Origin of the sequence: Methanoculleus methanifontis, assembly GCF_030464365.1 — an archaeon.
Lineage (GTDB): Archaea > Halobacteriota > Methanomicrobia > Methanomicrobiales > Methanoculleaceae > Methanoculleus > Methanoculleus methanifontis.
This window is the reverse complement of sequence record NZ_VCYI01000016.1, coordinates 46,154-61,819: the sequence shown is the minus strand read 5'-3', so window position 1 is coordinate 61,819 and position 15,666 is coordinate 46,154. Positions and strand designations below refer to the sequence as shown.

The window sequence follows — 15,666 nt, the reverse complement described above, 5'->3', positions numbered from 1 at the left end:
TAGCCATTCGTCGACACTAACTCTGCTCCTTGTTGTTGGTTTCGTCATTAACACAAGGAGCAACGGTTTTATAGATCTTTCCCCTCAGATGGAGCCGACCCTCGACTAGAGGGTTTCAACAGAGCCCGTTTTCCATAAATCCTGCCCTGTCTCCGGTATGGGTTATGCAGCCGCAGGAAATGAGAATAACAATCAGCGCACCGCAGAGACATGCGGTCGGTGACGGAGCCTTCATAGTGGCGTATTGATCCCGGTGGTTAATGAAGGCTGTGTCGCTGTCGGATAATGGAAGGAGCATTGCAATGAGGTAAACGAAGTCTTTAAGGTCTCTTCGGGCGCCGACCGGAACTCGCCACAGAACAGAGGATCAACCGAAACCCCGGAGAGGCTACGAAAAACAACTCCGGATGCCGTAAGAACCATGTCCGTGCCGGCGGTTGATCTCCGGTTTTTATAGGTCTTCTCCTGCCGAGCATAAGCAACCTTTAGAATGAGGCATTCGACGGAGATCGGAGATGTCCACTATCGGAAGGACTATCAGATACCAGGAGAATTCATTCGTATGAAAGTAGGCATTATCCGCTGTATGATGACGGAGGATATGTGTCCGGGGACCGCGGATTTCCTCGTAACTAAAGAGGGGAAAGGTGCGTTCCAGGAGACCGGGCCTGTCGACATTGTCGGGTTTGTGACATGCGGCGGATGCCCCGGGAAGAGGGCAATACCGCGGGCAAAGATGCTGGTCGAACGAGGAGCAGAAGCAATCGTGTTCGCATCGTGTATCACTAGAGGCAATCCAATCGGGTACCCCTGCCCCCATTATGCCGACATGAGAGATTGTGTCATCAAGGCCGTCGGCCCGGAGATCAGGATCATCGAATGGACGCATTAGCCGGGGGGCATTTTCCCCGCACACAAGAGTTCCCGCTTCTGCGCCGCCCATTCTGATTCGTATCACTGTTTTTCATCATGCACGAATCCGGATTCATGCCTACTTCAACAGACCCCGGTGCAAAGCGACGTGCCGTGAAAAACTATAGAGAGGGGTTTACCCCTCATCCTTTCAGAGGTGGGCGAAACAGCCGATCACTCATCCCCCGGCGCACCGATCACCGGCCGGGAAAAGTCGCGGTTCGCGACGAACTTATCGCCGGTAATACCGTAGAACCTCCTGTAAAATTCACGCTGCTCGTGCTCCAGGTCGAAGGAAAAGATCTCCGGGTGGATAGTGTTTGCGAGAAACATGAACCCCAGGATCCACCGCGGGCTGCCGAAATCCCATCCTGCAGGCACATTGTAGACCTTCCCTGCCCCGACGGCGTCGCTCTCAACCCCGTGCTCGGTGCAGTAGTGGAGATAGTCGGACGCCGGTGAGGAGAGGAACCCCGAGATGAACATGTATTCGGGGTTTAGCTCGTTCAATTCGTCGACGGTGATGTTGACCCCGGGCTTTCCCTTCCGCTTGAGGCGCTTGTTGACGCAGGTCCCTCCCGCTGCCTCCACCAGGTTGCTCTCGAATCGCTCCGCGTTCAGGGCAAAGAGCGGGTAGCCCATCGAGTAGTAGACGCGGGGACGGGTTTCGGCGAGAGCGCTGCCGGCTACGATGCGATCGGTGCGCTCCCGGAGGAACGAGATCAGTTCCCGGCCTTCCTCTTCGCGCCCCGCACGCGCTGCGAGCTCCGCGATCAGGCCGAGCCAGGAGTCAACCTGATGAATGCGGTCGTGCATGCCCCGGATGAAGTCTTCCCTGACGATATCGCCGAGAACGGCGCCGAGCTCCTTGTCGTCCCGGATGCCGAGGGTGACCAGTATGGCATGGGCCATCTCGATGGCCCGGGTGGTCCGGTAACCACCGAGCATGCCGTATTCCGTATACTGCTCTGCGCAGATCTCCCCTCGAACGGGAGCCTGCCATCCGCAGGGGCACCTGCCGCCCTCGAGGGCGGCGGAGGTGCGGCAGCCCATGGGCCCGTAGAACTCCCGTTCGAGGACCGTAGTGCCGCAGACCGGGCAGACGGTGTTGAGGTAGCCCGTGCCGGGCGAGTTGAAGAGGTAGACGTAGCGGAGGAATGTGCGCAGGCGGTCTGTAACGTGCTCCGATTCCCGGATCGTCGGTTCGAGGCCGGGAGCCGCTTCACCGAAGGGCACGAACCGCATCACCTGTAGCGGGATGTCGGGGGAGATCCCCGCCACCCGCCGTGCGGCGTTGAGGACCTCGTCCTCGGCGCCGTGGATGTACATTGCCGAGACCTCCACGTGCACTCCCTTCTCGTGCAGCGTCCGGATGTTTCGAAAGACCGGGTCGGCGGACTTCGCCCCGCACTCGCGGTAGCGCTCGTCGGACGACCCTTTCAGGCCGATATTGACGAAATCGAGGAAGGGGGTGAGGGCGGCGAGTGCGTGCTCCGTGAAGTAACCGTTCGTCGAGCACCCTACCCGGAGACCGGCCGCTTTTGCCTCCCTCGCGAGGGCGAGGAAGGTGAAATACGAAGCGGCGGGATCGTTGAGGCAGAAGACGATGCCGGTGCAGTCTTCCACCTGTGCCCGCCTCACGACCTCCTCCGGTGACGCGGTCGTGAGAGCGCCGGCCACCGCGTCGGCGTGCACGGTCAGGGTCTCCGAGATGCACCCCGGGCAGGCGAAGTTGCACCCGACGGTGCTGACCTGGAGAAATTTGCTCTTCGGGGCGAAATGAACCATCGGCATCGTTTCTATCGTGATGGGGAGCATGGTCAGGTAGGATCCGGGGAACCGCTCGACGATCGTGCCGTTCCGGTTCACGTACATCCTGCACCGGCCGGAGCGCCCCTCGGCGATGTCGCACCCGATCTCGCAGACAGGGCACTTCATGGGAGTGCACCGCCAGCTGTCTTGGAAATGACGATCCAGAACCCTTTGTCCCCGTAGAGGATCTCGAACGAAGGGACGCCGATCTCGTTTAACATGGTCCGGAACCGCTCCACGTTCTCCGGTGAAATGTTCTTCCTGTTGAACTCCTTCCAGTCGGGGTTGCGGCGGATCATCTCCGCCGAGATCGCGTCGCGCAGTTCTTTGTTGCCGAATCCCCCGCCGATGCAGGTCTTTCCACCCGGTTTGAGAATCCGGTAGATCTCGCGGAAGGCGGTGTGGATGTCGTCCCAGAAGAACATCGAACCCCTGCTGACGATCAGGTCCGCGGTGTCGTCGGCGAGCGGGATATCGTGAACATCCCCCTGCAGGAGCCGTATACGGCCGGATAGGCCTGCGTTTGCAATATTTTTCGATGCAGCCTCGTGCATGTCGCCTGAGGAGTCCAGGGCGATGACCGAGAGGCTGGACCGCTCTGCAATGGCGATCGCCAGCGATGCCGGCCCGCTGCCGATGTCGATGCAGGTGCCTTCGGTGATGCCGAAGCGATCGATGATGTTCTGTGCGATCACCGGGTATATCGGGGCAAAGAGGGTCTTTGCGATCTCGTCCATACCGCCGGCGCCTTTTTTGTCGAATTTGTCCTTTTTCTCATGCATGGGTGTGACCTTCGCTCGGTTTGGTGTAGACGAAAGATGCGTCTGCACCTGGCACAATGAAGTTAACATCGTCAAAAAGGAAAAAGAATTCCATTGATAGGTCGCCCGAACAGGTGGCAGCCCGCGACGGGCGGAGCGGCACCGGGATCCCGATCGCCGGCGATGGGGGCCCGGTTGACCATAGCCTGGTGCCGGCACCGGAGAAGGAGCCCGGTCGTCAGTTTGCTGCACAGGTCTCCGGGGCGCTCTTCGGTCCAGACACCTTCAGGACGATACCCACGAGGCAGAGGGGCCCGGCAGCCCTTCAGCGCTCGATACCCGGGCGGGCCTCCACCCCTTCATGATAATAGTGTTTGACCTCTCTCATCTCGGTAACCAGGTCCGCGGCATCGATTATCTCCTGCGGAGCATACCTCCCGGTGAGCACGACCTCTACACGGGGATCTCTCCTCTCCAGCGCCTCGACGACGTCGACCACCCCGAAGAGGCCGTAGAAGAGCGCCACGTTGACCTCATCGAGCACCACCAGGTCGTATTCGCCCGACTGCAGAACCCTGTCGCACCGTGCAAGTCCTTCGCGGGCGGTCGTGCGGTCTTTCTCATCGGGATTGCGGTCGATAAAACATCCGCGCCCGAACTGGACGATCTCGAAATCTGGAAGGAGTTTTCCTGCGCTAAGTTCGCTGCAATCTCCGTCTTTGATGAACTGGCCGAAAAACACCCCTTTGCCGGCGCAGACACACCGGAGCGACAAACCCAGCGCCGCAGTCGTCTTTCCTTTGCCGTTGCCCGTGTAAACGTGAATATATCCTCGTTCCATAAACAGGGACCCCTCCGGATTTCGTCAGGTATTCGAGCGTTTGTTTCTCCTGCACCAATAAGAGATAGGATTGAACCCAGAGAGAGCACCGTTTACGCCGGCGTACCGAGCTGATGTGGCTTCGTACGCGATGACCGGGATCGTATCTGCTGGCGGTTTGGGGTCTTTCCGGGTTTGTAGACGTGACCGCATGCCCCGCACTGAAGGGGTGTGAGGGGGGCGTGCACAGGCGACCCCCCCGCACCGCCTCCCGGCCGGTGCGCCCCCCTCATCGCACCCTCCGCACAAAGGTATTTTATGTATGACAACAGATTAAATGAGGTAAACGGGGCATGAAAGTGCAATCGATGCATCTTCTGTTTCCGTTCGGGCGATTCGGGCGAGGGTTGCCAAGCCAGGTCAAAGGCGCTAGGTTGAGGGCCTAGTCTCGTAGGAGTTCGTGAGTTCGAATCTCACCCCTCGCATTCGGTTTTACGGGATTAAATTATTTACGCCATTCATTGCTGCTAAGGAGCCTCCAGCGCCCGCGCAATACCGCCGGTCCAGGCCTCGATATCGTCCCGGTTGCGAAAGTCGCCCTCGGGAAGAGCCGCCCGGTTCCGCCGCATCCTTCATCCAGTGCTCCATATACACGGCACTCCCGATAACGGCGGCGTCACACTCCCCGGGGGTGTACACCTGCTCGCCTGCAGAAGATCGCTCACCCATCCTGCGCGCTTTTCCAGAGTGTGAACCAGAACGCCGCTCCCTCATCAGGACGGCCGGGCACCCGGTCCTCGACCCATATCCGGCCGCCGTAGCGCTCGATGAGCATCCGGGAGATGAAGAGTCCGATCCCCTTGCCCGGACCTCTGGCTTTTCCGCGCTCCAGCCGGCGGAAGAGTCTCTCCTTCACGTCGTCCGGAACACCGGGGCCGGTGTCCTCGACCGAGACCTCGACCTCCCCGTCCAGCTCCCTGACCCGGATGGTTACCTCAACGTCCGGTCCACCGAACTTGACAGCGTTGCCGATGAGGTTCGCAAAGACCTCGGAGAGGAGTCCGTCCGCCCTCACCTCGACCGGCGCGTCCTCGTAGTGGATCGATGCCCCGGGGAAGGTCTCGATCTCCTTTCGGACGACGGTATCGAGGTTCACCGGAGCAAGCAGGGACGGCTCCTCCTGAAGCCGCCTGATGGTGGCGACATTCCGGAGAATTTCATTGCTCTTCTCGACACTGCCGCGCAGTTTCTCTGCATACGCACCCGGCTCGCCCTCCAGCATCTCGACCATGAGATCCGCGTACATCGTCGTGACGGTGTTGGCGTTCCTGATGTCGTGGGTCATGATGTCGAGATACAGGTTCGCCTCACGGTGCGCATCTTCAAGTCTTTTGTGTAGTTGTGCTCGTTCTTCTTCCGCCCGCTTCCGATCGGTGATGTCCCTGATATTGACGGTGGTGATCGGACTCCCGCGGACGGTGCAGTGCGCCACCGAGACCTCAAGCCACATCTCTCTGCCGTCCCGGCGCCGGAAGAATATCTCCCCTGGCTCCTGCATGCCGGAACCTTCCGGGACCGGGTTGCTTTCCAGATCCCCGATAGGCCTCCCTACGACCTCCCTGCTGCTGTAGCCGAGTATGCTCTCGGCGGCAGCATTCCATACCAGCACGTTTCCCCCCGCATCCAGGCCGATGATTGCGTCGGGGGACGACTCGATCAGAAACCTGTAGCCTTTGCTGGAGGGAGGAAAGATGTAGTCCAGCACGTAATGAACGTTCGCCATGCGGCTGCCTGAAAGGCGGAGGATCAGGAGCAGGGCCAGCAGGAAGTACAGGGAGGCACCCCACTGCCCTGCCCTGCCTGCCCAGGCCATGAGGTCGCCGCGGGACAGGGTTAGCAGGTACGCGATCTGGCCGAGGGCGAGGAGAGCCAGCGCCAGACCGTATAGATACTGGAACGACGAACGCGAACGAATATAGTTTATAAATACCACCAGCGCAGCAGCGGCAAAGAGACCCGCAGCGAGGGTGATGACCACCTGCCGGATCGGGGTTCCTCCCTCTCCCGGGATGAAGAATTCGGGAATCGCCCCGGCCGTGCTCGCGATGACGATCAGGGTGACCGCCGCTATGCTGCCGCCGTAACCCACTGCGAGTGCAACCGCCCGTTGTCGCGGATCGGGCCTGGCGAGCCCGATCGAGAAGACGGCGATCAGAGCGCCGGCAAGATGCAGGGCACCGGCGAGAACGGCACCGAGATTCTGGATCTGCACTCCGTTGTTCAGGCTGATCGGGGTCCCGACCAGGTTCGCCAGCAGAATGGCCAGGCCCAGCACGAGAATGCCGGACCCCATCCAGACAAGCTGCAGCCGCCCGGTCTTCATCGCGGCCCATGCCACGAGAACGGCCAGGAGCACGGAACCCATGTTCGGGAGGATATTGAGTGCTGCCTGGAAGGGAGCAACGAAATCAAACGGAACATTCATGAAAGACTGGACCGCAACGACCAGTGCCAGTAGAAGGACGGGCGCGGCGGCAAGCAGCTGCCAGTTGGGCCCCTGATTCACGAGTCCGGTGCTGCTGTCCGCTGAAACCATACAAGTTGCCTGATTATAGGCTTGTTTTTCGTACTACATTAACACCGGGTATTGAACATACCGTCAGAAACCCTGGACCCGACGACTTCCCGCGGTCTTACCCCGGAGATGGAAGGAGAGAAGAGATGTTATATCCTGTCCAGGGGGCTTATGCCAGCACTTCGTGACGCTGCTGGCAGCGTTCCTGGAGTTCGTTCCACTCGTCCGGGTGCTCCTCTGCCCACTCAAGGATCGCGTGGACAATCCGGCCCCGCGACTCGGGATCCCCCCGGTAGTCTACCAGGACGCAATTTACCACCACTTCGATCTGTTCTTCCGGATGCTGGCTGTTTTCTGCCATAGTGAGCCCTCCTGATACACCCCCGGTGCTCACATCCGGTGAAGATTCGACAGCATATAATCCTGATCCTCCCCGGGCGGTGGCGGTCGCAAATCCTCCGATTTTCCCGGACGGTATGCCGGATCCGGCCTTTTGCCTCCCGGCCGCTTCCGGCACCGCCGCCGCAGGGGTTATCGTGCCATGGAGGAGAACAATACGGGAAGAACCATGAAACTCGGCGTGCTCTTCTCCGGCGGGAAAGACTCCCTCTTCGCCTGCTGGCAGGCGATCCAGAAGGAGGAGGTTGCCTGTCTGATCACGGTCGTCTCCCAAAACCCGGAGAGTTACATGTTCCACACCCCGAACATCCGCCTTGCCGCACTGCAGGCCGAAGCGGCGGGGTTCCCGCTCGTGGAGGTGGAGACGGCCGGGGAGAAGGAGGAAGAACTCCTCGACCTGAAACGGGCTCTCCTCGCCGCCAGGGAACGGTACGGGATCGAGGGGGTCGTCACCGGGGCGATCCTCTCGGTCTACCAGGCGGCGAGGGTTCAACGGATATGCCGGGAACTGGGGCTCTGGTGCTTCAACCCGCTCTGGCTCGCCGACCAGGAAGCCTACATGGAAGAACTCATCGGTGCCGGGTTTACGGTCGTCATCGCGGGTGTCTTCTCCGCTCCCTTCGACGAGTCCTGGCTCGGGCGGGAGATCGACCGCCGCACACTCGACGAGCTCCGGGCAATCGCCCAAAAATATCAGGTCACCCTCACCGGCGAAGGAGGGGAACTCGAGACGTTCGTCGTCGACGCCCCCTTCTTCGCTCAGAAGATCGCGATCGAGGAGGCGTCGAAGGTCTACCGGAACTACAACGGCGTTCTGCGGATCGAGCGGGCGGGGCTGGTGGCGAAATGATCCTGGTCGTCGACCTCTGCTACCGGGACGGCTCGCTCTCCCGCGACGAGTTCGTCGCGCCGGTTGAACGAATTCTTTGCAGGGCCGAAACACCGTTCCTCACCCGCCACTACACCGCCGTCGGCGCACCGGACCTTAAGAGCGCGGATGCAGCGATCCTCTGCGGCACGGCGCTGATGGATACCGGATACATGGAACAGCCGGAACTGTTCCGGTGGCTTCTCTCGTTCGAGCGCCCGGTGCTCGGGATATCCTCCGGCATGCTGGCGCTCGCGGCGGCGTTCGGCGGCGGCACTGAGCCGTGCTGCGAGATCGGCATGGTCGACGTAAACGTTCTCGCGCCCGACCCACTCTTTGCCGGGCAGGAGGTCTTTCCCGCCTACGAGGTGCACGAGCATGCCGTGCGGGTGCCCGGGGAGTTCGTAGCACTCGCCGCCTCGGACCGGTGCGTCCAGGCGATCCGGCACCGCTCGCTTCCCCTCTACGGGCTCCTCTTTTACCCCGAGGTCAGGAACGAGTGGATCGTCGAGCGGTTCCTCGGGCTGGCCGCCCGTCAGAGCCCGTAGCGGTTGATCGTGTTTATCAGGGCCGCGAACCCTTCCATCTCCTTATCGAGGACTTCCATCCGGGTCATGCCCATGCTCGTCTCCGCGTCGGCGGTCAGCGACTCGGGGCCGCGCACCACCTCGCGGTCGACGCCGTCGGCGGAGAGGATCGTCCTTGCTTCGGCGTCGTGGACGAACGCCCGGCCGGGGAGGATAACGACGTCTTCGAGCCTCTTTAGGTTCACCCCGGCGAGGTCATCGGCGGTGATGAGGCAGGCGATCTCCTTCTTGACCGGAACGACCCTCGAGATCGAGCCGCGGATCGAGAGGGCCCGCTGGAGGAATGGGGCCGCGATGCTCCCGGTGATCACCGTCGCGCGCTTCCGGACGCGCGGGAGTTTCTTCAGGAGGTCGGGCTCGTGGAGGATCGCGAACGGCGACCCGATCGAGGGGTCGCCGAGCGGCGTCCCGCTGATCTTCATCGAGAACCGGTCGTTGAGGTCGGTGACGATGTCGTGGAACTCGTCGACAGTGTGAACCCGCTGCCCCTCGAGGAGAGGAGCGTTGCCGAGGATCAGCCCCTGGTCGGTCCGGTTTGCAAACCGCATCAGGATAAGCCCTTTTGCGCCGCGCTCCTCCAGCCACGCGCAGGTATCTTCGAGGGTTTTGCCATCGTTGACGCCGGGGATGACGACTGTTGCGGCGTAAACGTCGATTGCGCCGCAGAGCCGGCCGAGGACCGCGAGCGAGGCTTCCGGCGTCGGGTCGTGCATCCACTGCCGCCGGAGTTCGGGGTCGGCGGCGAAGACCGTGTAGGAGACCTCGGCGAGGCCGTTCTCGATGAGGTGGTCGGCCAGCCCCGGGTCATCGAACCCCTTGCCGCTGGTGTAGCCGATGTGGAGCGGCACCTCCATGCTGCCGAGGAGTTCGATGAGGTCGCGAAACTCCGGGTAGCAGCTCGGGTCGCCGCCGCCGCTGATGGTGATCCGGTCGACGTCGTCGCTCATCACCTGGAGGTTCGCGAGCGTCTCGTCGGCGACCGTCCTGAGGCTCTTGAACGCCTCATACCCTTCCCGCACCCCCCGGGTGCAGTAGTCGCACCCCTTCTGGAAGGGGAGGCAGTATTTGCAGCCGAACGCCGTCGTCCCCTCGACGTGTTTGAAGTAGCAGTACGAACAGAATCCCCGGCAGTCGAGGCCGGGCCGGCCTCCGAGATCGACGGTGAGATGCGACATTCTGATGGTACTTCTGTGCTCCTCTGTTATGAACGTTGCAGACCTCTCCCGGCGCGGGTTCGCGGGGAGAACGGGCGCTGCTCCGGGTGCAGGATTACGCTGAAATGTTTGAGACGGACCCCAGGAGGTCAAACCATTGACTTCCTTTTGCACCTTCGGTGCTCCAACTCCTTCTTCGCAGGCTAACGGTTGCTCAGACTCCGTTCCTACGGAACGTCGCACCCTGCGGGAAAAGTCGTCCTTCGCGTTCTTCGCGGCTTCGCGTGGGACTGGATCGTAATCTGCACCCGTTGTCTCACGCGAAGCCGCGAAGCCGCGAACGTGAGCACCAGAGGTGCGAGCTCCGGTGTTTCTGGGTGTTGCTAATTTCTTTTTAGTTCTCGCGCGAGGTTGCATTGCTCGATACCGGATGCCACACAATAGTGAAGTGCCGGGCACGCCGTGGCGGCTGCTCCGGGCGGGCGGCGGCACCTTTATGCCACGCCGGAGCGACGGAGTCGCGGTATGCGGACGAGCCACCGGCTGCTGCTCCGGTTCTATCACGATCCGGGCTACGACTTCTCCCGGGTCGAGGTCGAGTACGTCGACCGGGGAGCGCCCGGCGATCGCTCGACGGTTCACGGCGACCGGGTCGTCGCGCTCGATGCGCAGTACCTGGAGGTGGACGCCGGGACGCACGTGGCGTGTATTCCCTACCATCGGGTCCGGCGGATTCTCTATGATGGTGAGGTTGTTTGGGAACGCGACGCTCCAACAGGAGCGGAGCGTGAGAAGCCCGAAGGGTTTTGAATCGCGACTGGCGCGAGCGCAGCGAGCGGCAGGAGCGCGAGCACCGCTAGGTGCGAGTGACGACGCTCCGTCAGGAGCGGAGTGTGAAGAGAACCGGCGCCACCTTTTTTACCGCAGACCGCCTACAATATAAGGTATGCCCCAGTGGCTTAGCTGGCAGAGCGGCTGACTTGTAATCAGCAGGTCCCGAGTTCAAATCTCGGCTGGGGCTTTCTGTTTTTGATTCCGCGCTCAAACGGAATGCAGTTTTCACTTCGTTATGACTGTTTACGCTGACGCTTTGTTCAAAGCACTTTTAAAAAGTTGATCCTGATGGCTTCAACCTCGCAAGTGAGTTTGTTATAGTACTCAGACCTCCCAAGAGATCGGTCCCCTTGGGACAAATAAGATCGAGGTGATCCTAAAATTATAAGACCCCCTCAGATAAAATTTGGGATCATGGTATTCCGGGAAATTGACGACGATCTCTGGGGTATTGTCCAAAAATACCTCCCGCCAACGAAGTCGCACATTGGCCAACCGCGGTGTGACCCCCCGCGTGCTGTTCAACGGTATTCTGTAAGTTCTCACTACTAGATGCACCTGGCTCGATGTTCCAGCGAACTATAAGAGGCGCAATGCAGTAGATCGGTTCTTCAACGGAATTGAAGCGTTTAAGAAGATTTTTCCACGATACGAGCGGTATGAACACTCATTCCTAGGACTGATTCATCTAGCATGCAGCATCATGAACGCGAGAGTATTGGGATGACCTCATCTTCTCATACTCTGTGAGAAGGGTAGGGGATATGATTCCCTCACACAGACTGAATCTAGGTACGCTTGATCGTTGAGTCGGTAAACCCGTAATGCGTTTGGAGATGCCGGCGGTACTCAAAGAAATGGCAAGCCTCCTCTATGAGGGCGGCCTGCGCCAATATGGTTTTACCACATGGACACCCTTGGTTATCAAATGGTGGCAGTTCATATGGAAAGCACATATTCTCTTCTGTGGTCAAGGCCACCGATTTTCTCACCATCATTACTACAAACGCGCCCTATTTCGGTGACAAATTGGTTCTTTTCGATTTTCACGTGACACATGATTACTAGATAATTTGTATGACAACGGGGTACCATTCCCATATCGCCATCTGGATTTGAGTTTACTAGTCGTTTGTATTCTGCCAGTTTTTCAAGCCTGATTTGTCGGATGCTCGGAGATAATTGGTAAGTATCATCAGTTGGTTTGCAACATGGGGGAGGATCTTGAAGTATCTCAGGATCGTTTCTAAGATTGCCATATTTGTCGTAAAGTTCTCGGAAATATTCCCGGATCGTCACCTTTCCATAGGAGATTCTTGCCATCGATTTTTCTTGATCTCGCATCAGTTTGGAGTTATTTGTCTTCACTTCTGCCATAAGGTAAATATTGTCGTAGCAACTGTCCCCGAGTCCGGGGAATTGTATTCCGTATTCAAAATCGGGCATCCACCCGCGAGGAGTGAAATGTATCGCCCGGGTTTTATACGGTTTTCCGTTGTACTTTGGATAGATATCGTAGATTGCATCAGGTAGATAGTAGTCTCGTGTGACGGCTTTCGCGATAGATTTTCCAACATCTCCGAGCGCAACCCGCGAGAGTTGATCAAAAGTGATATGTTTCACAGAACCACCTGCAATACTGAAGCATTAATACCCGCACCCTTAAAAGCATCCACGAAGAAGAGCATGTCGCTGCTCCTTGAGAGGTGTCCCTACAAAGTATGCCCAACGCTCCTCCACCTTAACAGCGTCGGTCCACCCGACCTGTCGCAGATGCGCCACAGCCACACAGCACTATAGATGCTCGGGTTTCTCGAGCATCGGCACGTCGATGCCGGCATGACACAGGGGAACGCCGACCATCCCCGCAATCCACTCGCACGGGCTGCATTACTCTTGACACTCAGGCGCACGCATCATTTTCCAGTTTTGATGAAAATTGGTTCACCATTTTTTTTCATCGCAGTCCTTTTCACCAGATCCAACCCATATATATACATGGCCTCGTACGTCCACCGGATAGAGGTACAATATACCCGCGATCCACGGCTGCCGACGCGTACCGAGAGGTTCCGCTCGCTGGGTTTCCCCCTGCGCGAGCTGCACCTCGTCGACGTCTATACCATAGCGACCGCCCGGAGGGACTTCTCCCCCGATGAGCTCTCGCAGATCGGCGCGCAGCTCAGCAACCCCGTCGTCCAGCGGTACTCCGTAGACCGGCCGACCGAGGCCGACTTCGACTACGCGATCGAGGTCGGGTTCCTGCCCGGGGTCACCGACAATGCCGGGACGACGGCAAAGCAGACCATCGAGGACTACTTCGGGTTCCGGTTCGGCGAAGGGGAGGCGGTCTTCTCGTCGCAACTCTACCTTGTCGCCGGCGACCTCACGCCCGAATCCCTGGAGCGGCTCACCGCCGCCCTCGCAAACCCGCTCGTCAACCGGGTGCACGTCAGGAGCCGCGAGGAGTACGCCGGGAAGGGAATGGACGCGATCACCCCCTTCGTCCACCTCCACGAACTCCAGACCGCCGGGACCGTTGATCTCGACCTCCCCGACGCGGAACTCGCCCGGATCGGAAAAGAGGGCATCACGGACCCCGGGACAGGGGAGCGGCGCGGGCCGCTCGCCCTCGACCTCGCCCAGCTCCACGCAATCCGCGACTACTTCCGGGGGCTCGGGCGAAAGCCGACGGATGTCGAACTCGAGTCGCTCGCCCAGACCTGGAGCGAGCACTGCAAGCACACGATCTTTGCCTCGGCCATGGACGACGACGTCCCGCGGGGGCTCTACAAGTCGTGCATCCAGGCCGCCACCAACACCATCCGCGAGGCAAAGGGCGACGACGACATCTGCGTCTCGGTCTTCACCGACAACTCCGGCGCCATTGTCTTCGACGACGAGCACCTGGTGACCTGCAAGGTCGAGACGCACAACTCCCCCTCCGCCCTCGACCCCTTCGGCGGCGCCCTCACCGGGATCGTCGGGGTGAACCGCGACACCATCGGGTTCGGCCTCGGCGCCAAGCCCTGCATCAACATCTACGGCTACTGCGTCGGCGACCCCGATACCGAACCGGTCCTCTTCCGCGGCAAGAACCGGACGAACCCCATCCTCCCTCCCCGGAGAATCTTCGAGGGCGTCGTCCGCGGCATCGACGTCGGCGGCAACTGCTCGGGCATCCCGACGCCGCAGGGGTGGTGCTACTTCCACGACCGCTACGTCGGTAAACCACTCGTCTTCGCCGGCACCGTCGGCGTGATGCCGCGCGCCAACAACGGAAGACTGCTCCACGAGAAGCAGGCCCTGCCCGGCGACCTCGTCGTCATGGTCGGCGGCAGGGTCGGCAAGGACGGGATCCACGGCGCCACCTTCTCCTCGGAGGCCCTCGACCCCGCGAGCCCCGTGACCGCGGTCCAGATCGGCGACCCGATCACCCAGAAGAAGTTCTCCGACGTCATCGTCAAGGAGGCCCGCGACCTCGACCTCTACCGGAGCATCACCGACAACGGGGCAGGAGGAATCTCCTGCTCCGTCGCGGAGATGGCGAGGGAGTCGGGCGGGTGCCATGTCCTCCTCGACCGCGTCCCGCTGAAGTACCCCGGCATGGCGCCGTGGGAGATCTGGATCTCCGAGTCGCAGGAGCGGATGACCCTCGCCGTCCCGGAGGAGAAGATCGAGGCGTTCATGGACCTGATGAAGAGGAGGGAGGTCGAGGCGACCGTCATCGGGACGTTCACCGATACGGGAAGATGCGTCGTGGAGTACGGCGGAGAGACCGTCATGGACGTCGATCTCGACTTCCTCCACGACGGCCTCCCGAAGGAGCACCTCATAACAGAGCCCGTAGAGACGGCCTATCCCGAGCCCGAAGTCCCGTGCCCCGACCGGCTCGACGACCTCCTCCTCGCGATGCTCGGAAGGAAGAACATCTGCTCCAAAGAGTTCATCTCGACCCGGTACGACCACACCGTCCAGGGCGGGCACGTCCTCGGGCCGGTGCAGGGAGCCGGGCGGGTCCAGACCACGGCCACCCTGACGAAAGTCGTCCCCGGCTCGATGAAGGGTGTCGGGCTCTCGCAGGGCCTCTTCCCGTCCTACTCGGAGCTCGACCCCTACCGGATGGCGCTCGCCGCGATCGATGCAGCGGTCCGGGGTTTGATCGCGATCGGCGTTCCGCTCGCGACCATCGCGCTCCTCGACAACTTCTGCTGGTGCTCCTCCGACGAGCCGGCGAGGCTCTGGCAGCTCAAGCGCGCCGCGTTCGGGTGCTATGACGGTGCGGTCGAGTTCGCGACACCGTACATCTCCGGGAAAGACAGCATGTATAACGACTTCTCCGGGTTCGACGCCGACTCGAACCCCGTGAAGGTCTCCGTGCCGCCGACGCTCCTCATCACCTCGATCGGCGTCCATCCCGACGTCACGGCCGCGGTATCGATGGACGCGAAGTTCGACGGCGACCTCGTCTACGTCGTGGGGGAGACCGGGGAAGAACTCGGCGGGTCGGAGTACCTCGCGCACCTCGGTATCAAGGGGGGTTCGGTTCCGTCCCTCGATATCCAGACCGCAAAGGTGCGCTACGGCCGGATGACCGACGCGATCGAGAAACAACTTCTCGCCTCCGCCTTCCCCGTGACCCACGGGGGGCTCCTCGTCGCCCTCGCCAAAGTCGCGATCGCCGGGAGAGCCGGCATGAACCTCGCCGTACCCGGCGGGATGCGCCCGGACACCTACCTCTTCTCGGAGTCGCTCGGGCGATTCGTCATCACGGTCGCCCCCTCCGACCGCGAAGCCTTCGAGGAGATCTTCGGCAGCGACGCACACCTCCTCGGCCATGTCGGCGGCAAAACGTTCCGGGTATCGGCAGGAGAAAAAACCCTCATAGAACAGCCGGTGACGACAATGGAAACTGCGTACAAAGCACCTTTCGGGGGGTACTGA

The 15,666-nt window shown here is 60.6% G+C and carries 12 protein-coding genes and 2 tRNA genes; 7 read left to right on the top strand and 7 right to left on the bottom strand.

Translation table 11 applies throughout. The features are described 5' to 3' along the window. Positions 1-490: 490 nt before the first annotated feature. Positions 491-892, top strand: a complete 402-nt coding sequence (locus tag FGW20_RS11465; protein ID WP_301678224.1) for a CGGC domain-containing protein — start codon at positions 491-493, stop codon at positions 890-892. A 194-nt stretch (positions 893-1,086) separates the two neighbouring features. On the opposite strand, the gene FGW20_RS11460 is transcribed toward FGW20_RS11465, so the two are convergent. The 3 genes from FGW20_RS11460 to FGW20_RS11450 all read right to left on the bottom strand — a co-directional run bounded on the left by FGW20_RS11460 (position 1,087) and on the right by FGW20_RS11450 (position 4,326). Continuing rightward, positions 1,087-2,850 carry a radical SAM protein gene (locus tag FGW20_RS11460; RefSeq protein WP_301678223.1) on the bottom strand — a complete coding sequence of 588 codons (1,764 nt, stop codon included), beginning with the start codon at positions 2,848-2,850 and terminating at the stop codon, positions 1,087-1,089. Continuing rightward, entirely contained in the window at positions 2,847-3,506 is a 660-nt protein-coding gene (locus FGW20_RS11455) for a class I SAM-dependent methyltransferase (protein WP_048114514.1), read from the bottom strand. The genes FGW20_RS11460 and FGW20_RS11455 overlap by 4 nt, the downstream gene beginning before the upstream one ends. A 304-nt stretch (positions 3,507-3,810) precedes the next feature. Beyond that, positions 3,811-4,326 carry a cob(I)yrinic acid a,c-diamide adenosyltransferase gene (locus FGW20_RS11450; RefSeq protein WP_301678222.1) on the bottom strand — a complete coding sequence of 172 codons (516 nt, stop codon included), beginning with the start codon at positions 4,324-4,326 and terminating at the stop codon, positions 3,811-3,813. A 379-nt stretch (positions 4,327-4,705) separates the two neighbouring features. On the opposite strand from FGW20_RS11450, the gene FGW20_RS11445 reads away from it, so the two are divergent. After that, positions 4,706-4,790, top strand: a tRNA-Leu gene (locus FGW20_RS11445). Positions 4,791-5,026: 236 nt separating this feature from the next. Here the strand turns inward: FGW20_RS11445 and FGW20_RS11440 are convergent. Together FGW20_RS11440 and FGW20_RS11435 are read right to left on the bottom strand one after the other, a co-directional pair. Next, positions 5,027-6,901 (bottom strand): PAS domain-containing sensor histidine kinase, encoded by a 1,875-nt coding sequence (locus FGW20_RS11440; RefSeq protein WP_301678221.1) that lies wholly within the window; start codon positions 6,899-6,901, stop codon positions 5,027-5,029. A gap of 148 nt (positions 6,902-7,049) precedes the next feature. Continuing rightward, positions 7,050-7,241, bottom strand: coding sequence for a hypothetical protein (locus tag FGW20_RS11435; RefSeq protein WP_301678220.1), 192 nt, complete (start codon positions 7,239-7,241; stop codon positions 7,050-7,052). A gap of 207 nt (positions 7,242-7,448) precedes the next feature. Here FGW20_RS11435 and FGW20_RS11430 point away from each other — a divergent pair, with 207 nt between their 5' ends. Both FGW20_RS11430 and FGW20_RS11425 read left to right on the top strand, forming a co-directional pair. Then, on the top strand, positions 7,449-8,129 hold the full coding sequence (locus FGW20_RS11430; protein ID WP_301678227.1) for a diphthine--ammonia ligase: 681 nt from the start codon (positions 7,449-7,451) through the stop codon (positions 8,127-8,129). Continuing rightward, positions 8,126-8,695, top strand: a complete 570-nt coding sequence (locus tag FGW20_RS11425) for a type 1 glutamine amidotransferase (protein ID WP_301678219.1) — start codon at positions 8,126-8,128, stop codon at positions 8,693-8,695. The genes FGW20_RS11430 and FGW20_RS11425 overlap by 4 nt, the downstream gene beginning before the upstream one ends. Here the strand turns inward: FGW20_RS11425 and mmp10 are convergent. Next, a complete protein-coding gene (mmp10, locus tag FGW20_RS11420) occupies positions 8,683-9,909 on the bottom strand; it encodes a methyl coenzyme M reductase-arginine methyltransferase Mmp10 (RefSeq protein WP_301678218.1) in 1,227 nt (408 codons plus the stop codon). The two genes, FGW20_RS11425 and mmp10, sit on opposite strands and share 13 nt — an antisense overlap. A gap of 504 nt (positions 9,910-10,413) precedes the next feature. Between mmp10 and FGW20_RS11415 the strand changes: the two genes are divergently transcribed. Further along, the gene (locus FGW20_RS11415; RefSeq protein WP_301678217.1) at positions 10,414-10,698 is read left to right on the top strand and encodes a DUF504 domain-containing protein; all 285 of its coding nucleotides are present in this window, start codon (positions 10,414-10,416) and stop codon (positions 10,696-10,698) included. Positions 10,699-10,836: 138 nt separating this feature from the next. Next, positions 10,837-10,909: transfer RNA gene (locus FGW20_RS11410), tRNA-Thr, on the top strand. A gap of 752 nt (positions 10,910-11,661) precedes the next feature. Here the strand turns inward: FGW20_RS11410 and FGW20_RS11405 are convergent. Continuing rightward, positions 11,662-12,345, bottom strand: a complete 684-nt coding sequence (locus FGW20_RS11405) for a hypothetical protein (RefSeq protein ID WP_209727407.1) — start codon at positions 12,343-12,345, stop codon at positions 11,662-11,664. 375 nt (positions 12,346-12,720) lie between these two features. On the opposite strand from FGW20_RS11405, the gene FGW20_RS11400 reads away from it, so the two are divergent. After that, positions 12,721-15,666 carry a phosphoribosylformylglycinamidine synthase subunit PurL gene (locus tag FGW20_RS11400; RefSeq protein WP_301678216.1) on the top strand — a complete coding sequence of 982 codons (2,946 nt, stop codon included), beginning with the start codon at positions 12,721-12,723 and terminating at the stop codon, positions 15,664-15,666.

What these genes read in the sequence shown, in the direction of transcription:
- FGW20_RS11465 (WP_301678224.1), top strand. Translation starts at nt 491, where the DNA reads ATGAGGCATTCGACGGAGATCGGAGATGTCCACTATCGGAAGGACTAT.
- FGW20_RS11460 (WP_301678223.1), bottom strand. Translation starts at nt 2,850, where the DNA reads ATGAAGTGCCCTGTCTGCGAGATCGGGTGCGACATCGCCGAGGGGCGC.
- FGW20_RS11455 (WP_048114514.1), bottom strand. Translation starts at nt 3,506, where the DNA reads ATGCATGAGAAAAAGGACAAATTCGACAAAAAAGGCGCCGGCGGTATG.
- FGW20_RS11450 (WP_301678222.1), bottom strand. Translation starts at nt 4,326, where the DNA reads ATGGAACGAGGATATATTCACGTTTACACGGGCAACGGCAAAGGAAAG.
- FGW20_RS11440 (WP_301678221.1), bottom strand. Translation starts at nt 6,901, where the DNA reads ATGGTTTCAGCGGACAGCAGCACCGGACTCGTGAATCAGGGGCCCAAC.
- FGW20_RS11435 (WP_301678220.1), bottom strand. Translation starts at nt 7,241, where the DNA reads ATGGCAGAAAACAGCCAGCATCCGGAAGAACAGATCGAAGTGGTGGTA.
- FGW20_RS11430 (WP_301678227.1), top strand. Translation starts at nt 7,449, where the DNA reads ATGAAACTCGGCGTGCTCTTCTCCGGCGGGAAAGACTCCCTCTTCGCC.
- FGW20_RS11425 (WP_301678219.1), top strand. Translation starts at nt 8,126, where the DNA reads ATGATCCTGGTCGTCGACCTCTGCTACCGGGACGGCTCGCTCTCCCGC.
- mmp10 (WP_301678218.1), bottom strand. Translation starts at nt 9,909, where the DNA reads ATGTCGCATCTCACCGTCGATCTCGGAGGCCGGCCCGGCCTCGACTGC.
- FGW20_RS11415 (WP_301678217.1), top strand. Translation starts at nt 10,414, where the DNA reads ATGCGGACGAGCCACCGGCTGCTGCTCCGGTTCTATCACGATCCGGGC.
- FGW20_RS11400 (WP_301678216.1), top strand. Translation starts at nt 12,721, where the DNA reads ATGGCCTCGTACGTCCACCGGATAGAGGTACAATATACCCGCGATCCA.